The organism is Amycolatopsis sp. NPDC051106, from assembly GCF_040682775.1.
Taxonomy (GTDB): domain Bacteria; phylum Actinomycetota; class Actinomycetes; order Mycobacteriales; family Pseudonocardiaceae; genus Amycolatopsis.
Genome location: NZ_JBFBBQ010000040.1, coordinates 27,681 through 53,253, shown reverse-complemented (window position 1 = coordinate 53,253; position 25,573 = coordinate 27,681). Strand labels below are relative to the sequence as shown.

Annotated in this window: 24 protein-coding genes; 5 read left to right on the top strand and 19 right to left on the bottom strand. The window is 71.6% G+C overall.

Going from position 1 to position 25,573, the window contains the following annotated elements; all coding sequences use genetic code 11:
• Positions 1 to 120: 120 nt before the first annotated feature.
• From AB0M83_RS27330 to AB0M83_RS27270, 13 genes are all read right to left on the bottom strand, one after another.
• Positions 121 to 603, bottom strand: coding sequence for a hypothetical protein (locus tag AB0M83_RS27330; RefSeq protein WP_364521227.1), 483 nt, complete (start codon positions 601 to 603; stop codon positions 121 to 123).
• Positions 600 to 1,082: a hypothetical protein gene (locus tag AB0M83_RS27325; RefSeq protein WP_364521226.1), complete on the bottom strand. Its 483-nt coding sequence runs from the start codon at positions 1,080 to 1,082 to the stop codon at positions 600 to 602. Before AB0M83_RS27325 ends, AB0M83_RS27330 begins: the two co-directional genes overlap by 4 nt.
• Positions 1,079 to 2,314, bottom strand: coding sequence for an MCE family protein (locus AB0M83_RS27320; RefSeq protein ID WP_364521225.1), 1,236 nt, complete (start codon positions 2,312 to 2,314; stop codon positions 1,079 to 1,081). Before AB0M83_RS27320 ends, AB0M83_RS27325 begins: the two co-directional genes overlap by 4 nt.
• Positions 2,311 to 3,465, bottom strand: coding sequence for an MCE family protein (locus AB0M83_RS27315; protein ID WP_364521224.1), 1,155 nt, complete (start codon positions 3,463 to 3,465; stop codon positions 2,311 to 2,313). The genes AB0M83_RS27320 and AB0M83_RS27315 overlap by 4 nt, the downstream gene beginning before the upstream one ends.
• Positions 3,462 to 4,655 (bottom strand): MCE family protein, encoded by a 1,194-nt coding sequence (locus AB0M83_RS27310; RefSeq protein WP_364521223.1) that lies wholly within the window; start codon positions 4,653 to 4,655, stop codon positions 3,462 to 3,464. Before AB0M83_RS27310 ends, AB0M83_RS27315 begins: the two co-directional genes overlap by 4 nt.
• Complete coding sequence (locus AB0M83_RS27305; RefSeq protein WP_364521222.1) at positions 4,652 to 5,683, bottom strand: MCE family protein; 1,032 nt, start codon at positions 5,681 to 5,683, stop codon at positions 4,652 to 4,654. The genes AB0M83_RS27310 and AB0M83_RS27305 overlap by 4 nt, the downstream gene beginning before the upstream one ends.
• Positions 5,680 to 6,717: an MlaD family protein gene (locus tag AB0M83_RS27300; RefSeq protein WP_364521221.1), complete on the bottom strand. Its 1,038-nt coding sequence runs from the start codon at positions 6,715 to 6,717 to the stop codon at positions 5,680 to 5,682. Before AB0M83_RS27300 ends, AB0M83_RS27305 begins: the two co-directional genes overlap by 4 nt.
• Complete coding sequence (locus AB0M83_RS27295) at positions 6,714 to 8,048, bottom strand: MCE family protein (RefSeq protein ID WP_364521220.1); 1,335 nt, start codon at positions 8,046 to 8,048, stop codon at positions 6,714 to 6,716. The genes AB0M83_RS27300 and AB0M83_RS27295 overlap by 4 nt, the downstream gene beginning before the upstream one ends.
• Positions 8,045 to 8,893 (bottom strand): ABC transporter permease, encoded by an 849-nt coding sequence (locus AB0M83_RS27290; protein ID WP_364521219.1) that lies wholly within the window; start codon positions 8,891 to 8,893, stop codon positions 8,045 to 8,047. The genes AB0M83_RS27295 and AB0M83_RS27290 overlap by 4 nt, the downstream gene beginning before the upstream one ends.
• A complete protein-coding gene (locus tag AB0M83_RS27285) occupies positions 8,893 to 9,681 on the bottom strand; it encodes an ABC transporter permease (RefSeq protein ID WP_155542112.1) in 789 nt (262 codons plus the stop codon). The genes AB0M83_RS27290 and AB0M83_RS27285 overlap by 1 nt, the downstream gene beginning before the upstream one ends.
• A 94-nt stretch (positions 9,682 to 9,775) precedes the next feature.
• Positions 9,776 to 10,540 carry a glucose 1-dehydrogenase gene (locus AB0M83_RS27280; RefSeq protein WP_364521218.1) on the bottom strand — a complete coding sequence of 255 codons (765 nt, stop codon included), beginning with the start codon at positions 10,538 to 10,540 and terminating at the stop codon, positions 9,776 to 9,778.
• Entirely contained in the window at positions 10,537 to 11,394 is an 858-nt protein-coding gene (locus AB0M83_RS27275) for a 3-oxoacyl-ACP reductase (RefSeq protein WP_364521217.1), read from the bottom strand. The genes AB0M83_RS27280 and AB0M83_RS27275 overlap by 4 nt, the downstream gene beginning before the upstream one ends.
• An 82-nt stretch (positions 11,395 to 11,476) precedes the next feature.
• The gene (locus AB0M83_RS27270) at positions 11,477 to 11,668 is read right to left on the bottom strand and encodes a ferredoxin (RefSeq protein WP_364521216.1); all 192 of its coding nucleotides are present in this window, start codon (positions 11,666 to 11,668) and stop codon (positions 11,477 to 11,479) included.
• 70 nt (positions 11,669 to 11,738) lie between these two features.
• Between AB0M83_RS27270 and AB0M83_RS27265 the strand changes: the two genes are divergently transcribed.
• A complete protein-coding gene (locus AB0M83_RS27265; protein ID WP_364521215.1) occupies positions 11,739 to 12,899 on the top strand; it encodes an acyl-CoA dehydrogenase family protein in 1,161 nt (386 codons plus the stop codon).
• 9 nt (positions 12,900 to 12,908) lie between these two features.
• Positions 12,909 to 13,931 (top strand): acyl-CoA dehydrogenase family protein, encoded by a 1,023-nt coding sequence (locus tag AB0M83_RS27260; protein ID WP_364521214.1) that lies wholly within the window; start codon positions 12,909 to 12,911, stop codon positions 13,929 to 13,931.
• A gap of 139 nt (positions 13,932 to 14,070) precedes the next feature.
• On the opposite strand, the gene AB0M83_RS27255 is transcribed toward AB0M83_RS27260, so the two are convergent.
• The 4 genes from AB0M83_RS27255 to AB0M83_RS27240 form a co-directional block, all read right to left on the bottom strand.
• Positions 14,071 to 15,198 (bottom strand): serine hydrolase domain-containing protein, encoded by a 1,128-nt coding sequence (locus AB0M83_RS27255; RefSeq protein WP_364521213.1) that lies wholly within the window; start codon positions 15,196 to 15,198, stop codon positions 14,071 to 14,073.
• Positions 15,199 to 15,201: 3 nt separating this feature from the next.
• A complete protein-coding gene (locus AB0M83_RS27250; protein ID WP_364521212.1) occupies positions 15,202 to 17,883 on the bottom strand; it encodes a GNAT family N-acetyltransferase in 2,682 nt (893 codons plus the stop codon).
• Positions 17,884 to 17,885: 2 nt separating this feature from the next.
• Positions 17,886 to 19,055: an acetoin utilization protein AcuC gene (locus AB0M83_RS27245; protein WP_364521211.1), complete on the bottom strand. Its 1,170-nt coding sequence runs from the start codon at positions 19,053 to 19,055 to the stop codon at positions 17,886 to 17,888.
• A 225-nt stretch (positions 19,056 to 19,280) separates the two neighbouring features.
• Entirely contained in the window at positions 19,281 to 20,126 is an 846-nt protein-coding gene (locus AB0M83_RS27240; RefSeq protein WP_364521210.1) for a sulfurtransferase, read from the bottom strand.
• 213 nt (positions 20,127 to 20,339) lie between these two features.
• Here AB0M83_RS27240 and AB0M83_RS27235 point away from each other — a divergent pair, with 213 nt between their 5' ends.
• From AB0M83_RS27235 to galE, 3 genes are all read left to right on the top strand, one after another.
• Positions 20,340 to 21,056: a metal-dependent transcriptional regulator gene (locus AB0M83_RS27235; protein ID WP_284741136.1), complete on the top strand. Its 717-nt coding sequence runs from the start codon at positions 20,340 to 20,342 to the stop codon at positions 21,054 to 21,056.
• Positions 21,053 to 22,237 (top strand): galactokinase, encoded by a 1,185-nt coding sequence (galK, locus tag AB0M83_RS27230; protein ID WP_364521209.1) that lies wholly within the window; start codon positions 21,053 to 21,055, stop codon positions 22,235 to 22,237. Before AB0M83_RS27235 ends, galK begins: the two co-directional genes overlap by 4 nt.
• A 102-nt stretch (positions 22,238 to 22,339) precedes the next feature.
• The gene (gene galE / locus AB0M83_RS27225; RefSeq protein ID WP_364521208.1) at positions 22,340 to 23,320 is read left to right on the top strand and encodes a UDP-glucose 4-epimerase GalE; all 981 of its coding nucleotides are present in this window, start codon (positions 22,340 to 22,342) and stop codon (positions 23,318 to 23,320) included.
• 80 nt (positions 23,321 to 23,400) lie between these two features.
• On the opposite strand, the gene AB0M83_RS27220 is transcribed toward galE, so the two are convergent.
• Positions 23,401 to 24,525 (bottom strand): DUF4192 domain-containing protein, encoded by a 1,125-nt coding sequence (locus AB0M83_RS27220; protein ID WP_364521207.1) that lies wholly within the window; start codon positions 24,523 to 24,525, stop codon positions 23,401 to 23,403.
• Positions 24,526 to 24,683: 158 nt separating this feature from the next.
• Positions 24,684 to 25,538, bottom strand: a complete 855-nt coding sequence (locus AB0M83_RS27215; protein WP_364521206.1) for a M23 family metallopeptidase — start codon at positions 25,536 to 25,538, stop codon at positions 24,684 to 24,686.
• Positions 25,539 to 25,573 lie beyond the last annotated feature (35 nt).

Below are 25,573 nucleotides of genomic sequence, written 5' to 3'. Positions count from 1 at the left end.
GTACAGCGGCGGGGACACCACTGCGTGGGGAATCGGCGCTCCGGCACCGAGCGGCAAGCAAGGACAAGAAGCGCCGATTTCCCACGCCCCGGCGAAGCCGTATCTTGAAACTAAAGAACCCTAAAGCGCAGTAAGCGAAGCCAACTTCCAGCGCCCATCAACCCGCTTGGCAGTCACCGCAAGCTGAGCAACGGAAGTAGACGGCGCACCCCCACCCTGGGTAACAGTCTGCTGATCCAAGAACAACAACAACGAAGCATCATCCCCCACCAAGGTCCGCACCCCCACCGCCCGAACAGTCGTAGTCCGAACCAGCTTCTCCGCCGTAGCCCGCGTACGCGCCGAAGCGAACTGGTCGCGGTACTGGCCGACCGCCGCCCCCGTCAGCACCTCCGAAGCCGCCCGCTCGGTGCGCGGCAGGTTCGCGTAGTCGTACGAAAACACCGACTTCACCGCATCGCTCACCTCGGACGAAACCGAGGCAGTAGCCGAAGTGTCCACCAAAGCGAGATTGTCCCCAGGGGACAAGGAAGCGGTCTCGATACCGAACCACACAGCGCTGCCCAGCGCCACCGCCACGACCAAAGCCAGCACCCGCGTCACGAGCCCGCCGCCTGCACACCCGCGACCTTCCAGCCGGAGCCGGAGCGCGCAACGTCCACCGTCAGCCGGTTCAAGCGAGGCGAAGCGGGAGAACCGCCCGTCGAGACCCGTACGTCCAGCACCGCCAGCAGACGCGCCGTCCCGCGGGACACGTCGATCTCCGTCACCGCGGCCTGGACCAACGACGCCGTCGAAACAGTGCGAGCCGTGGTCGCCCGGTCGATCTGCACCTGGCGGTCGCCCGCGAGGTCCTTGCCGTACTGGCCCGTAGTAGCCGCGATCCAGCGGTCCACGTCCGCGCCCGCCGCCCGGTAGTCGATCGTGTTCAGCGTGACCAGTTCCGGGCCCGCCGCCGCCAGCACGGCGTCGCGCTCGCGGCCCCGGGCAGAAGCATCGTCCGAAGCGGCCCGCCACCAGGACCAGCCGGAGAACAGAGCCGCGAGCACCGAAACCACCGCGGCGACGACCAGAACCTTCACGGCGCGCCCAGCAGCTTGCCGAGCCCGCCCGCCGACGGCCCGGTCAGCAGGCTCAGCATCCCCGGCAGCTGCGCCGGCGAAGAAGCGGCCGCCTGCTGCTGAGGCGCGGCCGGGATCGCCGGCGGCTTGCCCGCGTAGGGCGCGTTCTGCGACCCGCGCACCCCGGTCGGGCTACCCGGTGGCTCGGCGCAGTACGCGTTGAGGTTCACCGGCGCTTCGGACTCGTCGTTCGCCGGACGCTGCTTCGTCCCTTCGTAGCCCTTCGTGCACGAAGCCGGGTCGAAGAAGTTCAGCACCACGCCCAGGTGCCCGGTGCCGTCCGGGGACGTCGACGGCGAGAACGCCGAGATGATCGGGTACGCCACCAGCAGTTCCTCGATGGCGTCCTTGCGCGACGTCGTGATCTGCGCCGTGGTCAGCAGGTTGGCGAACAGCACACCCAGGTCGGTCCCGGACGCCGCGAGCACGTCGCTGATCTGCCGGCTCAGCGCGGGCGCCTCGGCGATCACGCGCCGCAGATCCGGGTCCGACGTCTTGAGCTGACCCGCGATCGTCTTCAAACCGGAAGCGAAGTCGGTGATGTTCGCGGCCTGCCGTTCCTGCGTGTCCAGCACGATCCGCGAACTCGCCAGCAGGCCCTGCGTTTCCGGGAGGTACTGCGTGGCCACGGAGGTCAGCGAACTCGTGCTGTCCAGCAGCTGCTGCAGTTCCGGGCCCGCGCCGGCGAACGCGTTGTACGTCTCGTCGACGACCGTGCGCAGCGAGTCCGGGTGCACGCTCGCGACCAGGTCGTCGAGGTGGGTCAGCACGGTGTCCGGCGACGGCGGCAGCGACGTCTTGTCCGCGGTGATCACGGACCCGTCCGTCAAGAACGGACCGCCGTCGTGCAGGGGAAGGAGGTCGACGAACTGCTCCCCCACCGCCGACCGGTTCGCCACCTGCGCGTGCGCGTCGGCCGGGATGGCCGGGGCGCCGGAATCGATGTCGAGCGCGACGTCGACGCCGTGCTCGGTCAGCGTCATCCCGGTCACCCGCCCGACCGTGACCCCGCGGTAGGCGACCTCGGAGTTGACGAAGATGCCGCCGGAGTCGGTCAGCTGCGCGGTGACGACGTAGCCGCGGTTGCCGAAGAGCCGGTCCAGCCCGGCGTACCGGCCGCCGGCGTAGACGACCGACACCACCGCGATGACGACGAACGCGAACAGCTGGATGCGGACCTTGCGCGTGGTCACCTGCCGCCCCCGATCAGGCCGAGCAGCCCGCCCAGCAGATCCGGGCCCGCGCTCTGCGGACCCGGTCCGAGGTCCGGCAGCGGCAACGGCGGCGCGACCGTCGACGGCTGCCCGCCGATCCCGGAAGGCAGCGCGATCGGCGGCTGCGACGAGTTCGTGAAGTTCTGGATCAGCGTGTCCAGGTCGAGGTTCACGTTCGCCTCGACGTTCGCGTAGTCGCCCTTGATCACGTTGCCCGCGTAGTCCGGGAACGGGTACGTCAGCAGGATCTGCAGCGCGTTCGGCAGGTCGGAACCGGCCTCGCCGAGCTTGGTCAGCGTCGGCTGCAACGCCTTGAGGTTCGCGACGAGCTGGTCACGGCTCTTCGTGACCGTGTCCACCGCGACGCCGGAGAGCGTGTTCAGCGCGTTGAGCATGCTCACGAGCTGGTCACGCTGGTCGGTGACGATCTTCAGCCCTGGCGCGAGGTTGTCGAGCGCGTCGGAGAGATTCTGCGTCTGAGCGGTCAAGGTGTGAGACAGCTTCCCGAGCCCGTCGATCGCGCGCAGGATCTCCGTCCGGTGCCCGTCGAGCTGGGTGGCCAGTTCGTCCACTCGCGACAGCAGCGCGCGGATCTCCGGCTCGTTGCCGGACAGCGCGTCGTTGAGCTCGTGGCTGATCTTCTGGATCTGCTCGACGCCGCCGCCGTTCAGCAGCAACGAAAGCGCGCCGAGCACCTCCTCGACCTCGGGGTTGCGGTTGGTGCGCCCGAGCGGGATCTGCGCGCCGTCGGCCAGCTTGCCGCTCGCCGGTTCGGCGGCCGGCACGCTCAGCTCGACGAACTTCTCCCCCAGCAGCGAAGACTGCTTCAGCTCGGCTCGGGCGTTCGCGGGCAGCGCGATGTCGCCGTTGACGGTCATCGCCACCAGCGCGGACCGCGTGTCCGGCGTCAGGGTGATCTTGTCGACCCGCCCGACCGCGACGTCGTTGACCTTGACGCTGGACTGCGGGACGAGGTCGAGCACGTCGGTGAACAGCGCGGTGACGTGGTACGGGTGGTCGCCGACGTCCGCGCCGCCGGGCAGCGGCGTGCCGTAGAGGCCGTTGAACCCGCCGTCGCTGCAGGCCGCCAGCACCAGCACCCCGGCGAGCACTCCCGCGAGCCGCTTCACTTCGCACCCCCCGAAAGCTGCTCCATCACGTCGACGAGCGGGAGCGGCAACGGCGGGAGGGTGCCGTTCTGCAGGGAGTTGAGCACCTGCGGGATCGTCGGCAGCTTCAGCACGCCGTCCAGCACCGGCGCGAGCTGCTTGCAGATGTTCCCCAGCGTGTCGGGGACTTCCTTCGGGGTGCCCGCGCTGATCAGCCGGCACACGGTGAGGATCGGCGGGTTGGTGAGCTCGTTGAGGTTGTCGCGGACGGCGATCGTGCCCGACGCGGCGTCGTAGGAGTTGATGAAGTTGGTCGCGCCGGTCGGCGCGATGTCCAGCACCTCGGCGAGCGACGCGCGCTGGTCGACCAGGACCTTCGACAGCGACGCCAGCTTGTCCACATTGGACTCCAGTGCGCCCTTGTTGTCGTTGACGAACTGCTGGACGTCCCCGAGCGCCCCGCCGAGGGACTGCAGTGCCGCTCCGACGTCGGAGGAGCCCGCGGCGAGGAACTGGCTGACGTCGGCGACGCGCCCGTAGAACTCGTTGAGCTGCTGGTCGCTCTGGGCCAGCGCACCGGTGAAGGAGTTGAGGTTCTGCACGGTCGAGAACAGGTCGTCCTTCGAGCCGTCCAGGGTCTTCGCGAGGTCGGCGAGCTGCCCGACCGTCGAGTTCAGCGAGGCGCCGTTGCCCTTCAGCGCGTCCGCCGCGGTGTCCAGGACGCCGGACAGCGCGCCGTCCTTGTTGGCGCCGTTCGGGCCGAGCGCCGTCGACAGCTTGTCCAGGCTGGAGTACAGGTCGTCCAGCTCCACGGGCGTCGCCGTCCGGTCCTTCGCGAGCACCGTGCCGGTGGCCAGGGTCGGGCCGCTGTCGTAGGCCGGGGTCAGCTGGACGTACCGGTCGCTGACCAGGCTCGGCGCGACGACGACCGCGCCGACGCCGGCCGGCAGCGGCACGTCGTCGACTCGCATGTCCACGCGCACCGCGTCACCCTGTGGCGTGACGTCGGTGACCTGCCCGACCGGCACGCCGAGCACCCGCACCGACGAACCCGCGTAGAGCCCGACGGTCTTGCCGAAGTACGCCGACAGCGTCGTGCCGGTGGAGGCGCGGAACACCAGCCACAGCCCGGCGGTGACGACCAGTGCCACGATGCAGGCGAAGGCCAGCCACGTCACGAGGCTGCGGCCGCGGTAGGTCCGGATGGTCATCGGCCGCCCACCCCCTGGTTCGGCGCCGCGATCGGCGGGGTGCAGCCTTCGGGGTTGATGTGCAGCCCGGCCGCGGTGATCGTCGGCGGCAGCAGCCCGCACAGGTAGCCCTCGAACCAGCGGCCGTTGCCGGTGGCGTTCGCGCCGACGCGGGCGAACGGCGCCATCAGCTTGAGGCTCTGGTCGAGGTTGCCCTGGTTGCGCTGCAGGATGTCGGTCACCTTCCCGAGCTTGTCCAGCGTCGGCTTGAGCTGCGCGCGGTTGTCCGCGACGAGCCCGGACAGCTGCGCCGACAGCTGCTGGGTGCCGGTGAGGAGCGCGTGGATGGCGGTCTTGCGGTTCTGCAGTTCGGTGAGCAGCAGGTTGCCGTCGCTGATCACGCGCTGCAGCTGCGCGTTGCGGTCGGACAGCGTCTTCGAGACCTGGCTCGTGTTGGCCAGGAGCGTGTGCAAGTCGTTGTCGCGGGAGGAGACGGTCTTGGCCAGCGAAGACAAGCCGGTCAGCGTGTCCTTGAGGTACTGCGGGCTGTCCTTGAGGCTGTCGGAAAGCGCGTTGAAGCTGTCCGCGAGCTGTTCCGTGTCGATGTCGCCGACCGTCGTCGACAGCTGTTCGAAGGCGTCCTGCAGCTGGAACGGCGTGCGCGTGCGAGTCTGCGGGATCGTCGCGTCCGGCTCCTGTGCGCCGCCGCCCTTCGGGTCGAGCGCGAGGTACTTCTCCCCCAGCAGCGTCTTGATCTCGATGGACGCCGTCGTGGCGTCACCGACCCGGACGTCCTTGACGCGGAAGCGCACGAGCACCTGCTTGCCTTTGAGCGTCACGGACGACACCGTGCCGACCTTGACGCCGGCGACCTCGACCTCGTTGTCCGGCGCCAGTCCGGCGGACTCGCCGAAGTACGCCGAGTACGTGGTGCCGTTGCCGAAGAACGGGAGCTGGTCGGAGAAGTACGTCGTGGCCGTGACGAGCACGATCAGCACGAGCGCGACCGCCCCGACCGCGGCCTGGTTGCGATCCTTCAACGGCTTCACGGACCACACCTTTCCGCGCGCTGGGTGCCGGGGATCGGGATGATCGGCAGAGTGATGTCGAGCGACGAAATGCCGATGGTGCCGGTGATCCCGCACAGGTAGTAGTTGAACCAGCTGCCGTAGCTCAGCGTCCGGGTGAACTTCTGCAGGTTGCCCGGCAGCACTTCGAGCAGGTGGTTGAGCAGCACGCCGGAGTCGCCGAGGTGCTGCGACAGCACGCCGAGCCGGTCGACGTCGTCCTTCAACGCGGGTCGCGCGTCGGCGAGCAGGCCCGTCGTGGACACCGCGAGGTCGCCGAGCGCGCTGACCGCGTCGCCGATCGGCTTGCGCTGCTCGGCCAGCCCGCTGACGAGCTTCTGCGTCTGCTCGATGAGGTCGCCCAGCTGCGGGCCGTGGGCGTTGACCGTGCCGAGCACGGTGTTGAGGTTCGCGATGACCTGCCCGATCACCTGGTCCTTGCTCGCGATCGCCGTGGTGAGCGACGCGGTGTGCTGCAGCAGGCTGGTGATCGTGCCGCCCTCGCCCTGGAAGACGCTGATGATCTCGGCCGAGAGCTGGTTGACGTCCTTCGGGCTCAGCGCCTTGAACAGCGGCTTGAACCCGTTGAACAGCACGGTGAGGTTCAACGCGGGCTTGGTGCGCTCGGGTGGGATCGTGCCGCCCTCCGGCAGTGCGCGCTCACCCGGGACGTCGGTGCCGAGGGCGAGGTAGCGCTGGCCGACGAGGTTACGGTACTTGATCGTCGCGGTCACCGTCTCCGGCAGCCGGTAGGTGTGCTCGACGTCGAACCGCACCTCGGCGAGGTTCCGCTCGCCTTCGACGACCTCGATCGCGTCGACCTGGCCGACCTTGACCCCGGCGATGCGGACGTCGTCGCCTTCCTTGAGACCGGACGCGTCGGTGAACTTCGCCAGGTAGCCGGACGTCTCGCCGAAGTTCGTGTTCGCGATGGTGGCCGCGAGGACGCCGGTGAGCAGAACGGTGACGACGGCGAACACCGCCAGCTTCACCAGGGACGGGACGAAACTCCTCACTTCAGCTCCACCTCCGCCCCGCGGTAGAGCGGCCCCACGAGCAGGCCGGCCCAGCCGGGCACCTGGTCCGGCCGGGCGCCCAGCGCCGGCGACGCCAGCAGCGCGATCAGGTCCGACTCGTCGGCCGAGCCGACGATGCTGCCGGACCCGCCGATCGCGCCGCCGCCCGCGGTGAACGGGCCGGGCAGTTCCCCGGACGGCGACTTCGGCGGCGCGGGCTTGCTGGAGCCGTCCTCGATCGGGCCGTCGGGCGGGTACTGCGGCCACACTCCCGGCTTCGGGACCGAGGGGTAACACCGCGGCCCGCGCTTGTCCTCGTACTTCGGCTCGTCGACGCCGGGCAGGTACTTGCCGCGGCTCGCGGCGAACTCGATGGTGACCCGGCTGACCTCGGGGTGCGCGGTGCCCTTGCCGAACGCCAGTTCCGCCCGCGGCACGGACTCCGCCAGCTGCCGCATCAGGCACGGGTACTCGGGCGCGTACTTGGCGAGGACGTCCAGCGTCGGCTGGACCGCGGTGGTGAGGCGGATCAGGTTGTCCTTGTTGACCTGCAGGAAGCTCGTGAGGTCCACCGACGCCGCGGTGACGGTGGCGTAGAGGTCGGTCAGCCGGGCGCGCTGGTCGACGATCGTCCGGCTCGTCGTCGTCAGGTCGGACAGCGCCTGCAGCAGGTCCGGCGCCGCCTTGTCGTAGGTGTTCGCGACGTTCGCGAGTCCGGTGATGTCGGCCTTGATGTCCGGCAGCGACGGGTTGAGCTTGCCGAGGTAGTCCGACAGCTGCACGAGGGTCTGGCCGAACTGCTTGCCGCGGCCTTCGAGCGCGGTCGACACCGCCGTCAACGTGCTCGACAGCTTTTCCGGCTGGACCGCCTGCAGCAGCGGCATCACGTCGTCGAGCACCTTCTGCAGCTCGATCGCGGTGCTGCTGCGGTCCTGCGGGATGACGTCGCCGGCCTCGATCGGGCCTTGTGACGTCTCGGGCAGCTGCAGCGAGACGTACCGCTCGCCGAAGAGCGTCTTCGGCAGCAGCCGCGCCGAGACGTTCTTCGGGATGACGTGCGTCTTGTCGGCGTCGAGGGCCAGCTCCAGCTCGGCGTGGTCGCCCTTCGCCAGCACCGACCGGACCTCGCCGACGAGCATGCCGCGGACCTTGACGTCGCCACCCGTGCGGAGCTGGCTGCCGACGCGGTCGGTCTCCAGCTTCACGAGCGTCACCGGCGTGAACGCCTTGTTGTAGACAGCGAGCGTGAGCGCGATGAACAGCGCGGCCACGAGCAGGAAGGCGAGCCCCAGCACCTGGTACCGAAGCCGCTGCCAGAGCTCGCGCCTCATCCCGAGATCCTCACCGTGGTGTTCGCGCCCCAGATCGCGAGGGACAGGAAGAAGTCCAGCACCGAGATCAGCACGATCGACGTCCGCACCGCGCGGCCGACCGCCACGCCGACCCCGGCCGGGCCGCCGCTGGCGTTGAAGCCGTAGTAGCAATGGGAAAGGATCACGAGCACGCTGAACACGATCACCTTCCCGAACGACCAGAGGACGTCGCCGGGAGGCAAGAAGAGCGTGAAGTAGTGGTCGTAGGTGCCCGCGGACTGGCCGTAGAGCCAGATGGTGATCTGCCGCGACGCGAGGTAGCTCGAGAGCAGGCCGACCGCGTACAGCGGGATCACCGCGGCGACGCCGGCGAGCACCCGCGTGGTCACCAGGTACGGCATGCTCGGCACGCCCATGACTTCCAGCGCGTCGATCTCCTCGGAGATCCGCATCGCGCCGAGCTGCGCGGTGAAGCCGCAGCCGACGGTCGCGCTCAACGCGAGCCCGGCCGAGAGCGGCGCGACCTCGCGTGTGTTGAAGTAGGCGGAGATGAATCCGGTGAGGGCGGCGGTGCCGAGCTGGTTCAGCGCGGAGTAGCCCTGGAGCCCGACGATGAGGCCGGTGAACAGCGTCATCCCGATCATCACGCCGAGCGTGCCGCCGATGACGGCGAGGCCGCCGGTGCCGAAGCAGACCTCGGTGAGCAGCCGCAGCGTTTCCCGGCTGTAGCGGCGGATCGTGCGCGGCGACCAGGCGAGCGCCTTCGCCGCGAAGGCGAGCTGCTTGCCCAGGCCTTCCAGGCTCTGGCCCGGGCGCGCGATGTACTCGAGCGTCCGGTCGTGGTCGAGGGGCTCCGCCGTCATCACATGGCCTTCGGCGGGACGATCCGCAGGTAGATCGCGGTGAGCACGACGTTGATGAGGAACAGCAGCAGGAACGTGATGACGACGGCCTGGTTGACCGCGTCGCCGACGCCCTTCGGCCCGGGCGGCGGGTTCAGCCCGCGGAACGCCGCGACGACCCCGGCGACGAAGCCGTACAGCAGGGCTTTGATCTCGCTGACCCACAGGTCCGGGACTTGGGCGAGGGCGTTGAAGCTGGCCAGGTACGCGCCGGGCGTGCCGCCTTGGAGGACGACGTTGAAGAAGTAGCCGCCGAGCACGCCGACGACGCTGACCAAGCCGTTGAGCAGCACCGAAACGACCATCGCGGCGAGCACGCGCGGCACGATGAGGCGCTGGATCGGGTTGACGCCGAGGACCTCCATGGCGTCGATCTCTTCGCGGATCTTGCGCGCGCCGATGTCCGCGCAGACCGCGCTGCCCCCGGCGCCGGCCACGAGCAACGCGGTGATCAGCGGGCTGGCCTGCTGCACGATGGCCAGCGCGCTGGCCGCGCCGGTGAACGACTGGGCGCCGATCTGCGCGGTCAGCGAGCCGAGCTGCAACGCGATGACCGCGCCGAACGGGATGGCCACGAGCGCGGTCGGGAGGATGGTGACGCTGGCGAAGAACCAGCACTGCTGGATCCACTCGCGGGTCTGGAAGGGGCGCTTGAAGATCGCGCGCAGGACCTCCCACGAGAGCGTCGCGAGGCGTCCGACCTGGGTCAGGGCCGCGGTTCCCGGGAGCGTGCCCGTGCTCTCGCTCACCACACCTCCCAGTAGGTCGTCGCTGACCCCCGAGTGTTCTCCATACCCGGTGCCCGATTTTCGTTAGCGGTGTTAACTGATCTCCGTCAAGGCGTCAGAAGCTGAGGTTGAGGGCGTGCGACGCCGTGGCACCGCCGTCCGCGACGAACTCCGCTCCCGTGCAGTACGCGCTCTCGTCGCTGGCGAGGAACAGCACCAGTTTGGCGACGTCCTCGGGCTGCCCGACCCGGCCGAGGGCGACCTTCTTCCCGACGTACGACATGTCGACTTTCTGCCCGCCGGCGGCGGTCTCGACCATCTGCGTGTCGATCGCGCCGGGGTGGACCGAGTTGACCCGGATGTGCTTCTTGCCGAGCTCCATCGCCGCGACCTTGGTCATCCCGCGGATGGCGAACTTGCTCGCGGTGTAGGCGACGAGGTAGGGCATCCCGGCCAGACCCTCCACAGAGGACACGTTGACGATGGAGCCACCGCCGGCGGCGGTCATCGGTTCAACGACCGAGCGCATCCCGAGAAACGCCCCGATCTGGTTCACCCGGATGACGCGTTCGTAATCGGCCAGCTTCGTCTTGCCGAGTTCCGAGAAATGGAGGATCCCGGCGTTGTTGACCAGCACGTTCGGCGCGCCGAACTCGGTGGTCACGCGCTCGAGGGCGGTGACCCAGCCGTCCTCGTCGCCGACGTCCAGGTGCTGGTAGACGGCCTGCTCCCCGAGCTCGGCGGCGAGCTGCTTGCCCTCGTCGTCGAGGATGTCGGCGATCAGCACCCGCGCGCCTTCGGCGACGAACGCGCGCGCGGCGGCCGCGCCCTGGCCGCGCGCGGCGCCGGTGATGAGGGCGATCTTCCCGTCCAGCCTCATGACTCTCCCAGGATCTCGGTGGCGGCGAACATCCGGCCGGGGTCGCGCTCGGCGAAGAACGCGCTGACCGACGTCTCGAGCTCGTCGAGGGACCAGCGCCGCTCGATCCGCGGGGCCTCGACCAGCGACACCGTGCCGCCGTGGACGATGAACACCTGGCCGTTCACGTGCTCGGCCGCAGGTGAGGCGAGATAGGCGACGAAGGGTGCGACGTGCTCGACCGAGAGCGGGTCGGTGCCCTCGGCAGGGGCCGCACCGAACACGCCCTCGGTCATCGCCGTCCGCGCGCGCGGGCAGATCGCGTTGGCGCGGACGCCGTACTTGGCCAGGCCGCGGGCGGCCGACATGGTGAGCGCGGTGATGCCCGCCTTCGCCGCGGCGTAGTTGGGCTGGCCGGGCGAGCCGATGAGGAAGGCTTCGGACGCGGTGTTGATCAACCGCCCGTAGACCGGCTGACCGTCTTCTTTGGACTTATCGCGCCAGTACTTGGCAGCGTTGCGGGACAACAGGAAGTGGCCGCGCAGGTGCACGCGCAGCACCGTGTCCCAGTCGTCGTCGGACATCGAGAAGAGCATCTTGTCGCGCAGCACGCCGGCGTTGTTCACGACGACGTCGAGCCCGCCGAGGTCGAGGGCGGCACTCACGAGCGCGTCGGCCGTGGCGCGTTCGCCGACGTCACCGGCGACCGCGACGGCCTTGCCACCGGCGGCTTCGATTTCTTCGACGACGTCCTTCGGCTCGCCGATGTCGTTGACGACGACCGTGGCGCCCTGGGCGGCGAGGGCGAGCGCTTCGGCTCGGCCCAAGCCCGCGGCGGCGCCCGTGACGATCGCTGTCCTGCCGGTCAGGCTCACGCGAGGCCTCCTCGTCGAGTCCGGTGATCGGGCCTACATTAGAATCTGTTCTTGCCGAGGGCAAGCCCTTGAGTGAACACCGCTAACTGGCGATGAACAGGGCATTCTTGGGGCAACCCTTCACGGCATCTGTAACATGTTCTACTCGACTGGCCGGAACCGGTCCCGGCTGGATGACGAGTTCTTCGTCGTCGTCCAGGTCGAAGACGTCCGGCGCGAACCCCACGCACACCGCGTTCGCCTCGCAGAGCGAACGATCGACGCCGATCTCCATGCTTCCTCCGTCGCGTGAGTCCTGGTACAACTAGAACAGGTTCTACTATAACGCCGGATCGAGGTGACGGGTGCGGATCGACTACACGCCGGAGCAGCGGGCACTGGCCGCGGAGCTCCGGGAGTACTTCGCCGAGCTGATGACGCCCGAGCGGCGCGAAAGCCTCCGCGCGGGCGACGAGTACGGCGATGGCGTGGCGTACAAGGAGATCGTCCGGCAGCTGGGCAAGGACGGCTGGCTGGCGCTCGGCTGGCCAAAGGAGTACGGCGGGCAGGGCCGGCCGATGCTCGACCAGCTCATCTTCACCGACGAGGCGGCCGTCGCCGGGGTGCCGGTCCCGTTCCTCACGGTGAACACCGTCGGACCGACCATCATGCGCTACGGCACCGACGAGCAGAAGGCGTTCTACCTGCCGAAGATCGCCGCCGGTGAGCTGCACTTCTCGATCGGCTACTCCGAACCGGAGGCCGGCACCGACCTGGCGTCGCTGCGGACGCGCGCGGTGCGCGACGGCGACGAGTACGTCGTCACCGGGCAGAAGATGTGGACCAGCTTGATCGAGTACGCCGACTACGTGTGGCTCGCCGTCCGGACCGACCCCGACGCGAAGAAGCACCGCGGCCTGTCGATGCTGATCGTGCCGACGTCGGCTCCCGGGTTTTCGTGGACCAAGGTGCGCACGGTCGCGGGCGCCGGGACGAGCGCGACGTACTACGACGGCGTGCGCGTGCCGGTGTCCGCGCGGGTCGCCGAGGAGAACGCGGGCTGGCCGCTGATCACCAACCAGCTCAACCACGAGCGCGTCGCGCTGACGTCGTCGGCGCCCGTCCGCAAGGCCCTCGCCGACGTCCTCGCGTGGGCGAAGGAGACCGGCGCCATCGAGCAGGAGTGGGTGCGGCTGCACCTCGCGCGGGTGCACGCCGGCGCGGAGTACCTGAAGCTGCGGAACTGGCGGATCGCCTGGGCGGCCGCGGCGAGCGAGCTCGGCCCGGCGGACGCGTCGGCGACGAAGGTGTACGGCACCGAGTTCGCGATCGAGGCCTACCGCCTGCTGATGGAGGTGCTGGGCGCGGCGGCCGTCGTCCGCGACGGTTCGCCGGGCGCGCTGCTGGCCGGGCGGATCGAGCGGCTGCACCGGTCGGCGCTGATCCTCACCTTCGGCGGCGGCACCAACGAGATCCAGCGGGACATGATCGCCGCGACCGCCCTCGGCCTGCCCGTCACGCGCTAGGAGCGTCTCATGGACTTCACCCCCTCCGAGGCGTCGGCCGACCTCGCCGCGCTGACCCGGCGGATCGTCACCGACAAGGCCACCCACGACCCGCACGGCACCGGCGGCTTCGACGCTCCACTGTGGACCGCTCTGGGTCAGGCGGGCGTGCTCGACGCGGCATTGCCGTCCTCGCTGGGCGGCGGCGGGTTCGGGCTGCTGGAACAGTGCGCGGTGCTCACCGAGACGGGCCGCGCGGTGGCGGCGGTCCCCTACCTGCCGTCGATCACGATGGCGGCGTCGGCGCTGGCCGAGTTCGGCACGCCGGAGCTGGTGGACCGCTGGGTGCTGCCGGTGCTGCGAGGAGAACGCGTTCTAGCGGTGGCACTGGACGGCTTCACGGCGTCGGACGGAGTGCTGTCGGGCTCCCGGTCCGCGGTGCACTTCGGCGCGTTCGCCCACGGGTTCCTCGTGGCGGCGTCCGGCGAGGTCTTCCTGGTCGACGCGTCGGCGCCCGGCGTGACGGTGCGGCCGCAGCAGACGACCGACCACGCGGACGCCGGTCTGCTGGAACTGTCCGGCGTGCCCGGGACCTCGCTGGGCGACATCGGCGAATGGCTGCGCCTGCGCGGGACGGTGGGGGTGTGCGCCCAGCAGCTCGGCGTGGTCGAGCGGGCACTGGAGCTGACGGCGGCGTACGCGGCCGAGCGGAAGCAATTCGACCACGTGATCGGCGGGTTCCAGGCGGTCCGCCAGCGGCTGGCGGACGCGTACGTGGACGTGGAGGCGGTCCGGCTGACGTCACTGCAGGCGGCCTGGCGGCTGGCTTCGGACCTCCCGTCGGCGGAAGCGGTGGCGACGGCCAAGTTCTGGGCGGCGGAGGCCGGCCACCGGGTGGCCCACACGACGGTCCACATCCACGGCGGCGTCGGCATCGACGTGGACCACGAGGTCCACCGCTACTTCACGGCGGCGAAGCGCCTGGAGTTCCTGCTGGGCTCGGCAACGACCCAGCTCCTGGCCCTGGGCGACGAGCTGGCCGCGGACGCCTGACGTACCCAGGAGGTCGGCTCACGTACCCAGACAGTCGGCTCGGGTACCCAGCCGGTCGGCTCACCGGCCGACCCTCCAGGTACGCAAGCCGACTCCCCAGGTACGCGAGCCGACCCTCCGGGTACGCCCGGGTGCCTGGCTACTGGGCCGCGTAGGTCCAGAACTCGCGCATCAGCCGGGTCGGTTCCGGGCTCGTCATCTCGACCTGCGTCAGCAGGATCGTCACCGTGCCCGTCGCCGGGAGCACGTGCCAGGCCGTTCCCGCGCCGCCGACCCAGCCGTAGCGGCCCGGGACCTGCCACGGCTGCTCCGCCTCGACGTCCACCGAGCCGCCGTATCCCCAGCCCTGGCCCTGCAGGAACATCCGGCCGGCCGCGCGCTGGGCCGGCGTCAGGTGGTCGGTGGTCATCCGGTGCACCGACTCCGGCGTCAGCAGCCGGTGGTCGCCGACCCGGCCCTCGGCCAGCAGGAAGCGGCCGAACGCGAGCAGGTCGCCGGCCGTCGAAACCAGGCCCGCCGCACCGGACGGGAACGGCGGCGGCGCACTCCACCGGCCCTCCGGCGAGTCGATCAGCCGCAGCCCCGCCTCCCCCGGCCGGTAGGCGCTGGTGAACCGGCCCAGCGCCACCGTCGGCACGAAGAACCCGGTGTCGGCCATGCCCAGCGGCTCGAACAGCCGCTCCGCCAGGAACTCCGGCAGCGGCCGGCCGGCCACCCGCGCGATCAGCACGCCCTGGATGTCCGATGCGGTGTCGTAGAGCCACGCCTCCCCGGGCTGGTGCAGCAGCGGCACCTGCGCCAGCGCGGCCATCCACTCGTCCGGCGCCAGTGCCCGCGGTGCCGCCGCCGGGTGGCCCAGCACCTGCAGCAGCAGGTCGACCGCGGGCAGCGTCATGTCCGCCGCGAGGCCGTACCCGCACCGGAACGTCAGGAGGTCGGCCACCGTGATCGGGCGGACGGCGGGCACGACGTCGTCGACCGGCCCGGCCGGCGTCCGCACGACCACCGGTGAGGCGAGCTCCGGCAGCCACCGCGCGATCGGGTCGTCCAGGGCGAGCTCGCCGTCGTCGACGAGCAGCAGCACCGCCGCGGCGGTGATCGGCTTGGTCAGCGACGCGACGCGGAACAGCGAGTCCCGCGCCATCGGCACGGTTCCTTCGGCATCGGCCGAGCCCACGGCCGCCGCCTCGACCTGGTCGCCGTGCGCGACGAGGGCGACCGCGCCGGGCAGGTCCGAAGCGTGCCGCTTCAGCAGTTCGGTCAGCACGGTTCAGTCCACGGGGTTGATGGCGCGCAGGCGCCGCGGGCCGGTGTCGGGCCGCGACGGCGGCGCCCCCAGCACGAGGCGGGCGTTGGCGACGAAGGCGCCGTCGGGCGAGGCCAGGATCGGGTCGAGCACCAGGGACCGCACCTCCGGGTTGTCCTCGGCCAGCGCGGCGACGCGCAGCACCATGTCCTGCAGGGCGGCGAGGTCGGCGGGCTCGTCGCCGCGGTAGCCGGTGAGCAGCGGCGCCGTCCGCGGCTCGCGCAGCAGCGTGGCCGCGTCGACGTCGGTGAGCGGCACCGCCCGGTAGGCGCGGTCGCCCAGCAGCGTGCTGACCAGCCCGGACAGCCCGAACGACACGAGCGTGCCGAACGAGGGGTCGTCCTGCAGGCCGATCACGCACGACAGGCCCTTCGGGGCCATCCGCTGGACGTACACGTCATCGTCGTCGGAGATCTCGCGCAGCGTCTCGTAGGCGGTGCGCACGGCTCCGTCGGAGGCCAGGTCGAGCCGCACCCCGGCCAGGTCGGGCCGGCCGCGCAGGCGTTCGTCGACGGCCTTGAGCGTCACCGGGTAGCCCAGCTCGGCCGCGGCCGCGACGGCTTCGTCCACTGTGGACGCGACGCGGAACGGGACGACGTCGATGCCGTAGCAGCCCAGCAACCGCACGACGTCGGTGTCCGAGAGCAGCGTCGTCCGGCCGCTCTCGTTCTCCAGGAGCTCGCGCACGATCACCTGCGCCTGCTCGGTGTGGATCCCGGCCGGCGTCACGAGCGTGCCCTGCGGGCGCTGCCGCCACGCGGCGTACCGGATGACGCGGGCCAGGGCGGTCACCGCGCGTTCCGGGCTCGGATAGGACGGGATCGAGCCCCGGGTCGGAACGCCGTCTTCAGCGACGACGGCGAGTTCGTCCGGGACGCCTTCGGCGGCGAGGAACGTCGAGACGATCGGCTTGCGCTGCCCGAGTTCGACCACGGTTTCGCGCAGCGCGCGGGCGTACGCGGTGCCCGGGATCGCCACCGGCGGCGCGAACACGACGACCAGCGCGTCGGTGTCCGGTGAGGTGAGGGCTTCGCCGACCGCCTTGGCGAAGTCGTCCGGCCCGGCCTGCGGGCCGACGTCCACCGGGTCGAACGCGAGCCGCAGCCCCTGCATCCGCGCGGTGTCGGCGGCCAGGAGCCCGATCGCGCTGGAGTTGCCGACGATCGCGACCCGCGGCCCGGCGGGCAGCGGCTGGTGGGCGAACACGAGCGCGGTGTCGAACAGCTGCGCCAGCGACTCGACGCGCACGACGCCTGCCTGTTCGAACAGGGCCTGGACGCTGGCTTCGTCGATCTCCGTCGACGTCGCGGCCAGCTGCGGGCGCACCGCGTGCCGCCCCGACTTCACCGCGACGATCGGCTTCGTCCGCGCGAGCCTCCTGGCCAGCCGCGCGAACTTGCGCGGGTTGCCGAAGGACTCGAGGTACAGCAGCACGAGATCGGTGTCCGGGTCGGTTTCCCAGTACTGGAGCAGGTCGTTGCCCGAGACGTCGGCGCGGTTGCCGGCCGAGACGAACGTCGACAGCCCGAGGCCGCGCGACTCGGCGTCGGCGAGGATCGCGGTGCCCAGCGCGCCGGACTGGCAGAAGAACCCGGTGCGCCCGCGCACCGGCAGGCGCGGCGCGAGGGTGGCGTTCAGCCGGACGCCGGGCGCGGTGTTCAGCACGCCGAGCGCGTTCGGGCCGACGACGCGCATGCCGTGCGCCCGGGCCTCGCCGACCAGCCGCAGCTCGGCGTGCAGGCCGTGCGGCCCGGCTTCGGCGAAGCCGCTGGAAAGGATCAGCAGCGTCTTCACGCCCTTCGCGAGGCAAGCGTCCAAAACGGACTCGACGGCCTCGGCGGGCACCGCGACGACGGCCAGGTCGACCTGGTCCGGGATGTCGAGCACCGAGGCGTACGCGCGGACGCCGCGAACCGAGTGGTGCTCCGGGTTGACCGGGTAGACGGTGCCGGTGAACGCGGCGGCCAGGAGGTTCGCGAAGGCGACGTGCCCGACCTTGCCCGGCTCCGCGGACGCGCCGATCACCGCGACCGACGTCGGGTGCAGCAGGTTGTGCACGCTGCGCGCCTCGGCGGCCTGTTCCCGGGAGCGCGCGACGGCGAGGGACTCCTCGGTCGGGTCGATGTCGAACTCCAGGTGCAGCACGCCTTCCTCGATCTCGCGGCTGACCTGGTAGCCGGCGTCGCGGAAGACCCGCACCATGGCGGCGTTCTCGGCGAGCACCTCGGCGACGAACCGGCGCAGCCCGCATTCGGACGCGGCCGCGGCGAGGTGTTCCAGGAGGATCGAGCCGAGCCCGCGGCCCTGGTGCGCGTCGCTGACGACGAAGGCGACCTCCGCCGACGGCCCGTGGTCGAGCCGTTCGTACCGGCCGACCGCGACGATGTCGTCGCCCAGGAAGGCGGCGAACGCGACCCGGTCGTGGTGGTCGACGGTCGAGAAGCGCTTCAGGTCCCTCTCGGGGATCCGCGGGTAGGCGCCGAAATAGCGGAAGTAGCGGGTGCGCTCGGACAGCTTGCCGTGGAAGGCGACGAGGCCGTCGGCGTCGGTGGGGACGACCGGGCGCAGGTGGACGGTGCCGCCGTCGGACAGCACGACGTCGGCCTCCCAGTCGCGGGGGTAGTCGAAGGGGTCCCGGCCGGCCATCGTCAGTCCCTGGGGTCGTCCGGGTCGAGGCCGTGCAGGGGGAAGACGGCCCGGCGGGTGTCCCGGACGGCGATGTCGACCGGGTCGTCCTGGCCGTCGCCCCACGGCTTGAACTCGGTTTCGCGGTCGTCGGTCATCGCCGTCGGCAGCACGGCGTTCGGCGCGGCTTTGGTGACGGTGGAGACCCAGCCGGGCGGCAGCGGCGTCGACGGGGCGACGTCCCGGTCGAGGACGGTGGCGATCAGGTGCGTCCACGACCGCGGGACGACCCGGATCAGCTGGTACCCGCCCCCGCCTACGGCGATCCACTTGCCGCCCGCGTACGTCTCGGCGAGGTCGCGGAGGGTGGCGTAGATGGTGCGGTGCCCGTCGACGCTGAGGGAAAGGTCGGCCAGCGGGTCCTCTTCGTGCGAGTCGACGCCGCACTGGGTGAACAACAGCTGCGGCTCGAAGTCGGCGAGGAGGGACGGGACGACGGCGTTGAAGGCGCGCAGCCAGCCGGGATCCCGGGTCCGCGGCGGCAGGGGGACGTTGACCGCCGTGCCGTCCGCCTTCCCGCGGCCGGTCTCGGCGGAGTAGCCGGTGCCCGGCCAGAGCGTGAAGGGGTGCTGGTGCATCGAGATGGTGAGGACGCGCGGGTCGTCGTAGAAGGCGGCCTGGACGCCGTCGCCGTGGTGGACGTCGGTGTCGATGTAGGCGATGCGCTCGAAGCCGTGGTCGAGCAGCCACGAGATGGCGACGGCACAGTCGTTGTAGACGCAGAAGCCGGCCGCCTGGTCGCGCATGGCGTGGTGCAGGCCACCGGCGATGTTGACCGCGCGCGTCGCCTCCCCTTCGGCGATCTTCCGGGCGGCGAGCAGCGTCGAGCCGACGACCAGCGCGGAGGCGTCGTGCATGTCGGGGAAGACGGGGTTGTCGGAGGTGCCGAGCCCGTGCCCGACATCCCACCCGACGAGCGGCGCCTCCCGCACGGCGGCGAGGTATTCGGGGGCGTGGACGCGAAGCAGCTCTTCGTCCCCGGCGCCGGTGGGCACGAGGAGGGGGACGTCGTCGAGCACGCCGAGCTCGGTGGCCAGCCGGACGGTCAGTTCCAGCCGGACGGGGTTGAACGGGTGGTCCCCGCCCAGGTCGTAACCCAGCAGGGCGGAGTCCCAAACGACAGCCGGCGCCATGCGGTCGACTGTAGTGCCGATCGGGGGAACGCGTGGACCGGAAGTGCCGGGCGCGGGTAGCCCGGCGGGGCGGCAGCTCGGTGCGCTGGGGCTGCCGCCCCGCCGGTCCGCGATGGCGCGGCCAGGCCAGTTGCCGCCACGGCCCGCTCTCCGGCGTACCGCCGCGGCGGTACGCCGGCACCCACCAGCCGGCGACGGCTGCCCGCCCCGCCGGTCCGCGGCTGCTCAGCCCGGGAGGGTGCCCGTCGCCGCGGGGCGGTTCGGGTCCCGGGACCAGTGCGACCACGAGCCCGCGTACAGGCCCGCGCCCGGGTGGCCCGCCAATTCGAGGGCCAGCACCACCGAGCTCGCCGTCACTCCCGAGCCGCAGTACGCGCCGACCGGCTCGCCCGGGCGCAGCCCCAGGTCCGCGAACCGGGCGGCCAGTTCGTCGGGGGCGCGCCAGTGGCCCTCGTCGTCCGTGTGGGCCGCGAACGGCGCGTTCACCGCGCCCGGGATGTGCCCGGCCCGCGGGTCGACCGGCTCGGTCTCGCCGGTGTAGCGCGGGGTGGCGCGGGCGTCGAGCAGCAGGCCGTCGCGGGCCAGCGCCGCCGCTTCGTCCGCGTCCAGCACCGGCATGCCGCCCGGGCGGACCGTGAGGTCGCCCGGCTCCGGCCGCGCCGGTTCCGTACTCACCGGGTGGCCGTCGGCGGTCCACGCAGCGTAACCACCGTCGAGCACGGCCACCTCGTCGTGCCCGGCCCAGCGCAGCAGCCACCACGCCCGCGCGGCCACCGAGCCGTCGGCGTCGTCGTAGACCACCACCGGCGCACCCGTCCGCACGCCGGCCGCGCGCAGGTCGCGCTGCAGGGCGGCCGGGTCGGGCAGCGGGTGCCGGCCGCCCTCGCCCGGCTCGCCCGCGAGGACGCGGTCGAGGTCGGTGAAGACCGCGAAGGGCACGTGCCCTTCGCGGTAGGAATCGGCGCCGGGCGGGCCGGCGAGCCGCCAGCGGACGTCGAGGACGACGGGCCGGTCGCCGCCCGGGCCGGCCAGCGCGGCGGCGAGGTCGGTGGTGCTGATCAGCGGACGCATGCCTCCCATCTTCCAGCGGCCGCCCGCCCGGCCGCGCCGGGGTGCGGACATGTCCGTCACCGGCGGGTTGTCTCCGATCCGGCCAAAGCGGGCGGAGACGGACCGCCGCCGACCTGCCGGTGGTGCGAGGTGCCGCCTGGCTGCCGGACCGAGCGGTAACCATCGGTGCGGTATTAGCAAGGCCCGCCGCCGCTGTCGGGGTCAACGACTACGATGAGCAACGCGGACGAAGGGGACAGCGTGAACGATCTCATCGACACCACCGAGATGTACTTGCGTACGATCTACGAGCTCGAAGAAGAAGGTGTCGTCCCACTGCGCGCCCGCATCGCCGAGCGCCTGCAGCAGAGCGGCCCGACCGTGAGCCAGACCGTCGCCCGCATGGAGCGTGACGGACTGGTCGTGGTGGCCGACGACCGGCACCTCCAGCTGACCGACCACGGCCGCGAACTGGCCATCGCCGTCATGCGCAAGCACCGTCTGGCGGAGCGCCTCCTCGTCGACGTCATCGGGCTCGAGTGGGAGCACGTGCACAACGAGGCGTGCCGGTGGGAGCACGTGATGAGCGAGGCCGTCGAGCGCAAGCTGGTGAAGCTGCTCGACCACCCGACCACCTCCCCCTACGGCAACCCGATCCCCGGGCTGGACAAGCTGGGCGACGGCGACCCGGCACCGCCCGCCGAGGCCGACCTCGTCCGGCTCGACGAGTTCGCCCGCACCGGCGGCGGCCGCGTCGAGATCCGGCGCATCGCCGAGCACGTCCAGCTGGACGAGTCGCTGATGACCGAGCTCAAGTCCGTCGGCATCGTGCCGGGCGGCACGGTCACCATCGGCCGCGCCAACGGCGGCACCGTCGAGGTCACCGGCGGGGACACCACCGCCCAGGTCGCCAGCTCCGCGCTGCACGCCGTCCTGGCGCTGGCCAGGTGAGCCCCGCTTCGGAGGCCGTGGCGGCGTTCCGCACGGTGCACGGCGGCGAGCCCGCCGGCGTGTGGTCCGCGCCGGGGCGCGTCAACCTGATCGGCGAGCACACCGACTACAACGACGGCTTCGTGCTGCCGTTCGCCCTGCCGCACCGCCTGGCCGCGGCGGCGTCACCCCGCGAGGACGGCATCCTGTCCGTGGCCACCCTGGGCGACGACGGCCAGCTCCAGCGCTCCGGCGAGCTCAAGATCGCCGACCTGGCACCGGGCACCGTCGACGGGTGGGCCGCGTACCCGGCGGGAGTCGCCTGGGTCCTGCGCGACCAGGGCTTTTCGGCCGGCGCCGACCTGGTCGTCGCCGGGGACGTGCCGTCGGGGGCGGGTCTGTCCTCCTCGCACGCGCTCGAGTGCGCGGTCTCGCTGGCGTTGCTGGGCCTGGCCGGGCTGGAGCTGGGCGCGCCCGGCGACCGCGTCCCGACGCGGCCCGAGGTCGCCCGGTGGGTCCAGCGTTCGGAAAACGACTTCGTCGGCGCGCCCACCGGCCTGCTCGACCAGACGGCGTCCCTCTGCTGCACCGAGTCGCACGTGCTGTTCCTCGACGTCCGGTCGGGCGAGCAGGAGCAGGTTCCGTTCGGCCTGGCCGACGCCGGGCTGCAGGTACTGATCATGGACACCCGCACGAAGCACTCGCACGCCGAGGGCGGGTACGGCGAGCGCCGCCGCGGCACCGAGCGGGCTGCCGAGCTGCTCGGCGTCAAGGCGCTGCGCGACGTCACCGTCGAGGGGCTGTCCGCAGCCCTCGACCGGCTGCCCGACGACCTCGTGCCGCTCGTGCGGCACGTCGTCACCGAGAACCAGCGGGTGCTCGAAGTGGTCGAGCTGCTGCGCGCCGGCCGGCTGGCCGACATCGGCCCGTACCTGGACGCCTCGCACGTCAGCATGCGCGACGACTACCGGATCTCCACGGCCGAGCTGGACCTCGCGGTCGACTCGGCGCGGGAGGCCGGCGCCCTCGGCTCCCGGATGACCGGCGGCGGCTTCGGCGGCTCGGCGATCGCGCTGGTCCGCGACGCCGACCTGGACGGGGTCAAGGCGGCCGTCGAAGCGGCGTACGAAAAGGCCGGCTACCGGCGGCCACGGATGTTCACCGCGGTGCCCTCCCGCGGCGCCGGGCGCGACGAGCTCTGAGGCCGCGCGGGTCCGTCCGGGGCAACCCCCGCGCGGACCCGCGCGTCGCCGAGGGGGAAGACTGGACAGCACAGTCATCACCCTCGGCAGGAAGGCCTGGATGTGTCCGAGCAGAGCAACGCCCTGAAGCTGGTCGTCACGGGCGGGGCCGGGTACGTCGGCAGTGTCTGCGCCGCCCGGCTGATCGAGGCCGGGCACCAGGTCACCGTGGTCGACGACCTGTCGACCGGCCACGCCGACGCCGTCCACCCGGACGCGCGGTTCGTCGAGGGCGACGCCGCGGAGGTGGCGGGCAGCCTGCTGCGCGAAGGCTTCGACGGCGTGCTGCACTTCGCGGCCAAGTCGCTGGTCGGCGAGTCGATGGCGGAGCCGGCGAAGTACTGGGAAGGCAACGTCGTCACGTCGCTGCGGCTGCTCGAGGCCATGCGCGAGCACGGCACGCCGCGCCTGGTGTTCTCCTCGACCGCGGCGACTTACGGCGAGCCGGAGCAGTCGCCGATCCCGGAATCCGCGCCCGCCCGGCCGACCAACACCTACGGCGCGACCAAGCTCGCCATCGACCACGCGATCACCAGCTTCGCCGGCGCGCACGGGCTGGCGGCGGTGAGCCTGCGGTACTTCAACGTCGCGGGCGCGTACGGCGCGTTCGGGGAGCGCCACACCACGGAAACCCATCTGATTCCCCTCGTCCTCCAGGTCGCCACGGGCGACCGCGAACAGATCAAGATCTTCGGCGACGACTACCCGACGCCGGACCACACGGCGATCCGCGACTACATCCACGTCGCAGACCTCGCGGACGCGCACCTGCTGGCGCTGAAGCACGCCACGGCGGGTGCGCACCGCATCTACAACCTGGGCAGTGGCACGGGGTTCTCCGTGCTCGAGGTGATCGAGGCGTGCCGCGAGGTCACCGGCCACGCGATCCCGGCCGAGGTGGCCCCGCGGCGGGCGGGCGATCCGTCGGTGCTCGTGGCGGCCAGTGACCGGGCCCGGGAAGAGCTGGGCTGGAAGCCGGAGCGGACCGAGCTGACCCGGATCGTGCGCGACGCCTGGACCTTCACGCAGGCTCGACAGGGCTGAGGCCGCCGGCGGCACCAGGCAGCGGTAGTCCGCCGCCTGGCGCCGCCGAGCGCGAGAACCGCCGGGCGCCCGCGGCCCGGTCACCCCGGCTCGACGACGAACTCCGACCGTCCACACGCGACACCCAGCGGCAGGCACGGACCGGGTTCGCCGAAATCCGCCGCCGTCAGGCCGAAACCGGACAGACCCGCCGGGTCCGCGGTCAGCGCCAGGCCCAGCAGCTGCCCCGGGGGCATGCCGTGGTCCAGCACCGTCTTCAGCAGCCCGGCCAGCACGTGATCCGGCTTCGCCGCCAGTGCGGCCTCCAGAGCCATGCCCGCGAACGTGCCGTCTCCGCGCATGAACGCCGTGTACCCCAGCAAGGCCGCCGCTTCCGCGCGTCCCGGGGCCGGGAGTTCCTGGACCAGCGTCAGCCACAAGCGTTCCGCCTCGTACGCGGCCGGGGTGTGGGGCGGGACCGCCATTCCCAGGCACGCGTCCCGGATCTCCGGGAGCTTCAGGGCGCTCGCGAGCGCGACCGCTTCCTCGTCCGTCGGCGGCCCCGAGCCGCGCAGCTGGCGCTCGAACGCCGCTCGGATCGCCGACGCCGCTTCGGAGACGCATGTCGCGTCCGGCCAGGGCAAAGAGGGCAACCTGGCCAGTGATTCGGCCCGGCGGGCGAGTGCTTCCGGCGACCGTGGGGCGAGCAGCGCCGCCAGTTCGTCGCGGCTGTCGAACGCCACCGAGCCGCCGCCCGTCGCGACCGCCGCCACCACGGTCGCGCGGGGATCCGGCAGCTCGCCGCCGCAGTCCGGGTCTGCGTAACAACCCCACTGCGCCCCTTCGGCGATGTCCGCGGCCCACATCGCGTGCAGCACCGGGAGGCCGAGCTCGCCCAGGGCGTCACCCAGCAGCTCGACGAACTCCGCGTGCGGCGGTGGGCTGCCGGGTCTTCGCCGGCCGCCGACCACCACCAGGGTCACGCCCGTGTGCGGCGCCAGGGCGAACCGCGGGGCGAGCGCCCGGGCCTGGTGGGCCCGGTCTTCGGGACGCGGGAGGTCGCCGCGCAGCACCAGGCCCAGCCGGTTGCCCTCGGGTGCCCGGTGGCCGAGCAGGACGACGGAGTTCGCGGGCCGGAACCCGACCAGGTAAGGGAGCGCGGCCAGCAGCTGCGCGGGGCTTCGGAGGTCGACCGGCGGCCGGCCGGTCGGGGTGGCAGTGGTCATGCCTCCACGGTGGGGCAAAACGGGGCCGGTGGGGGCGGTGGCGGCAAATCTGTGGACAACCGGGGCCGATGTGGACGGAATCGGCCGGGAGCCGGCCGCTCGGCGGTTTCTTGTCGGTGGGGCGGGCTATGCTGCCCGGCCCCACCGACCGGTCCGGCTCAGCCGCAGTGCTCGAAGCCGCTCGTGTAGGTGTTGCTGCCGACCGAGCCGCCCCACTTCACGCAGGTCGCTCCGGCGGTCTTCTTCACCGGCCCGGCGTAGTAGGTGAAGCTGCCGGAGTCGGTCACCCGCGCCGCACCCTGGACCTCGAGGAACGCCGAGACCGGGCTCGCCGTGCCCAGCGACGTCGCCTTCAGCGTCGTCACGCAGTTCGCCTTGGTGGAAGCGTTGTAGAGCAGGTAGGTCGTGCCGGACGAACCGGCCAGCGCCTGCTGGTCGACGACGGAGAAGCCCGAGCCGCAGACCTCTTCGGCCGAGTAGGGGTTGCCGCCGCAGTTGTTCTTGCTCGTGAAGTTCGTGTGCCCGTAGTACGGCACGGCGACGCCGTTCAGCTTCGCCTTCTGCACCACGCCGTTCAGTCGCTCTTCGAAGTGCAGGTGCGGGCCGGTGACCCCGCCGGTCGCGCCGGCTTTCCCGATTTCCCGGCCGCCGGCGACCGACTGCCCGACGGAGACCTCCTGGGCCGACAGGTGCGCGTACCGGGTGCGCCAGCCGCTGCCGTGGTCCACCTCGATCCACTTGCCGTAGCTCGTGCTGCCCTCGTCGGCGACCCGCGTGATCGTGCCGGACGCCGCGGCCAGCACCGGCATGCCCGTGATGCCCGACTTCTGGAAGTCGACCGAGTACTCCGGGCTGTGTCCGCTGAACGTCGCCGCGGTCACGGTGACCCCGCACTTGAACGGCACCTGGAAGTTCGGCGCGGCCGACGCGGTCGCCGAGCCGGCGAGGGTGAGGCCGAGCGCGGGCAGCGCCGCGGCGGCGGCGAACACGGCGAGCCGTCGCAACCTGGACATGGGGAAACCTCCTGCTCGAACGGGACATCTCGACA

Coding starts and splice junctions, on each gene's coding strand:
- AB0M83_RS27310 (WP_364521223.1), bottom strand. CDS start 4,655: ATGACCATCCGGACCTACCGCGGCCGCAGCCTCGTGACGTGGCTGGCC.
- AB0M83_RS27295 (WP_364521220.1), bottom strand. CDS start 8,048: ATGAGGCGCGAGCTCTGGCAGCGGCTTCGGTACCAGGTGCTGGGGCTC.
- AB0M83_RS27290 (WP_364521219.1), bottom strand. CDS start 8,893: ATGACGGCGGAGCCCCTCGACCACGACCGGACGCTCGAGTACATCGCG.
- AB0M83_RS27280 (WP_364521218.1), bottom strand. CDS start 10,540: ATGAGGCTGGACGGGAAGATCGCCCTCATCACCGGCGCCGCGCGCGGC.
- AB0M83_RS27270 (WP_364521216.1), bottom strand. CDS start 11,668: ATGGAGATCGGCGTCGATCGTTCGCTCTGCGAGGCGAACGCGGTGTGC.
- AB0M83_RS27260 (WP_364521214.1), top strand. CDS start 12,909: ATGGACTTCACCCCCTCCGAGGCGTCGGCCGACCTCGCCGCGCTGACC.
- AB0M83_RS27250 (WP_364521212.1), bottom strand. CDS start 17,883: ATGGCCGGCCGGGACCCCTTCGACTACCCCCGCGACTGGGAGGCCGAC.
- AB0M83_RS27245 (WP_364521211.1), bottom strand. CDS start 19,055: ATGGCGCCGGCTGTCGTTTGGGACTCCGCCCTGCTGGGTTACGACCTG.
- AB0M83_RS27240 (WP_364521210.1), bottom strand. CDS start 20,126: ATGCGTCCGCTGATCAGCACCACCGACCTCGCCGCCGCGCTGGCCGGC.
- AB0M83_RS27235 (WP_284741136.1), top strand. CDS start 20,340: ATGAGCAACGCGGACGAAGGGGACAGCGTGAACGATCTCATCGACACC.
- AB0M83_RS27220 (WP_364521207.1), bottom strand. CDS start 24,525: ATGACCACTGCCACCCCGACCGGCCGGCCGCCGGTCGACCTCCGAAGC.
- AB0M83_RS27215 (WP_364521206.1), bottom strand. CDS start 25,538: ATGTCCAGGTTGCGACGGCTCGCCGTGTTCGCCGCCGCCGCGGCGCTG.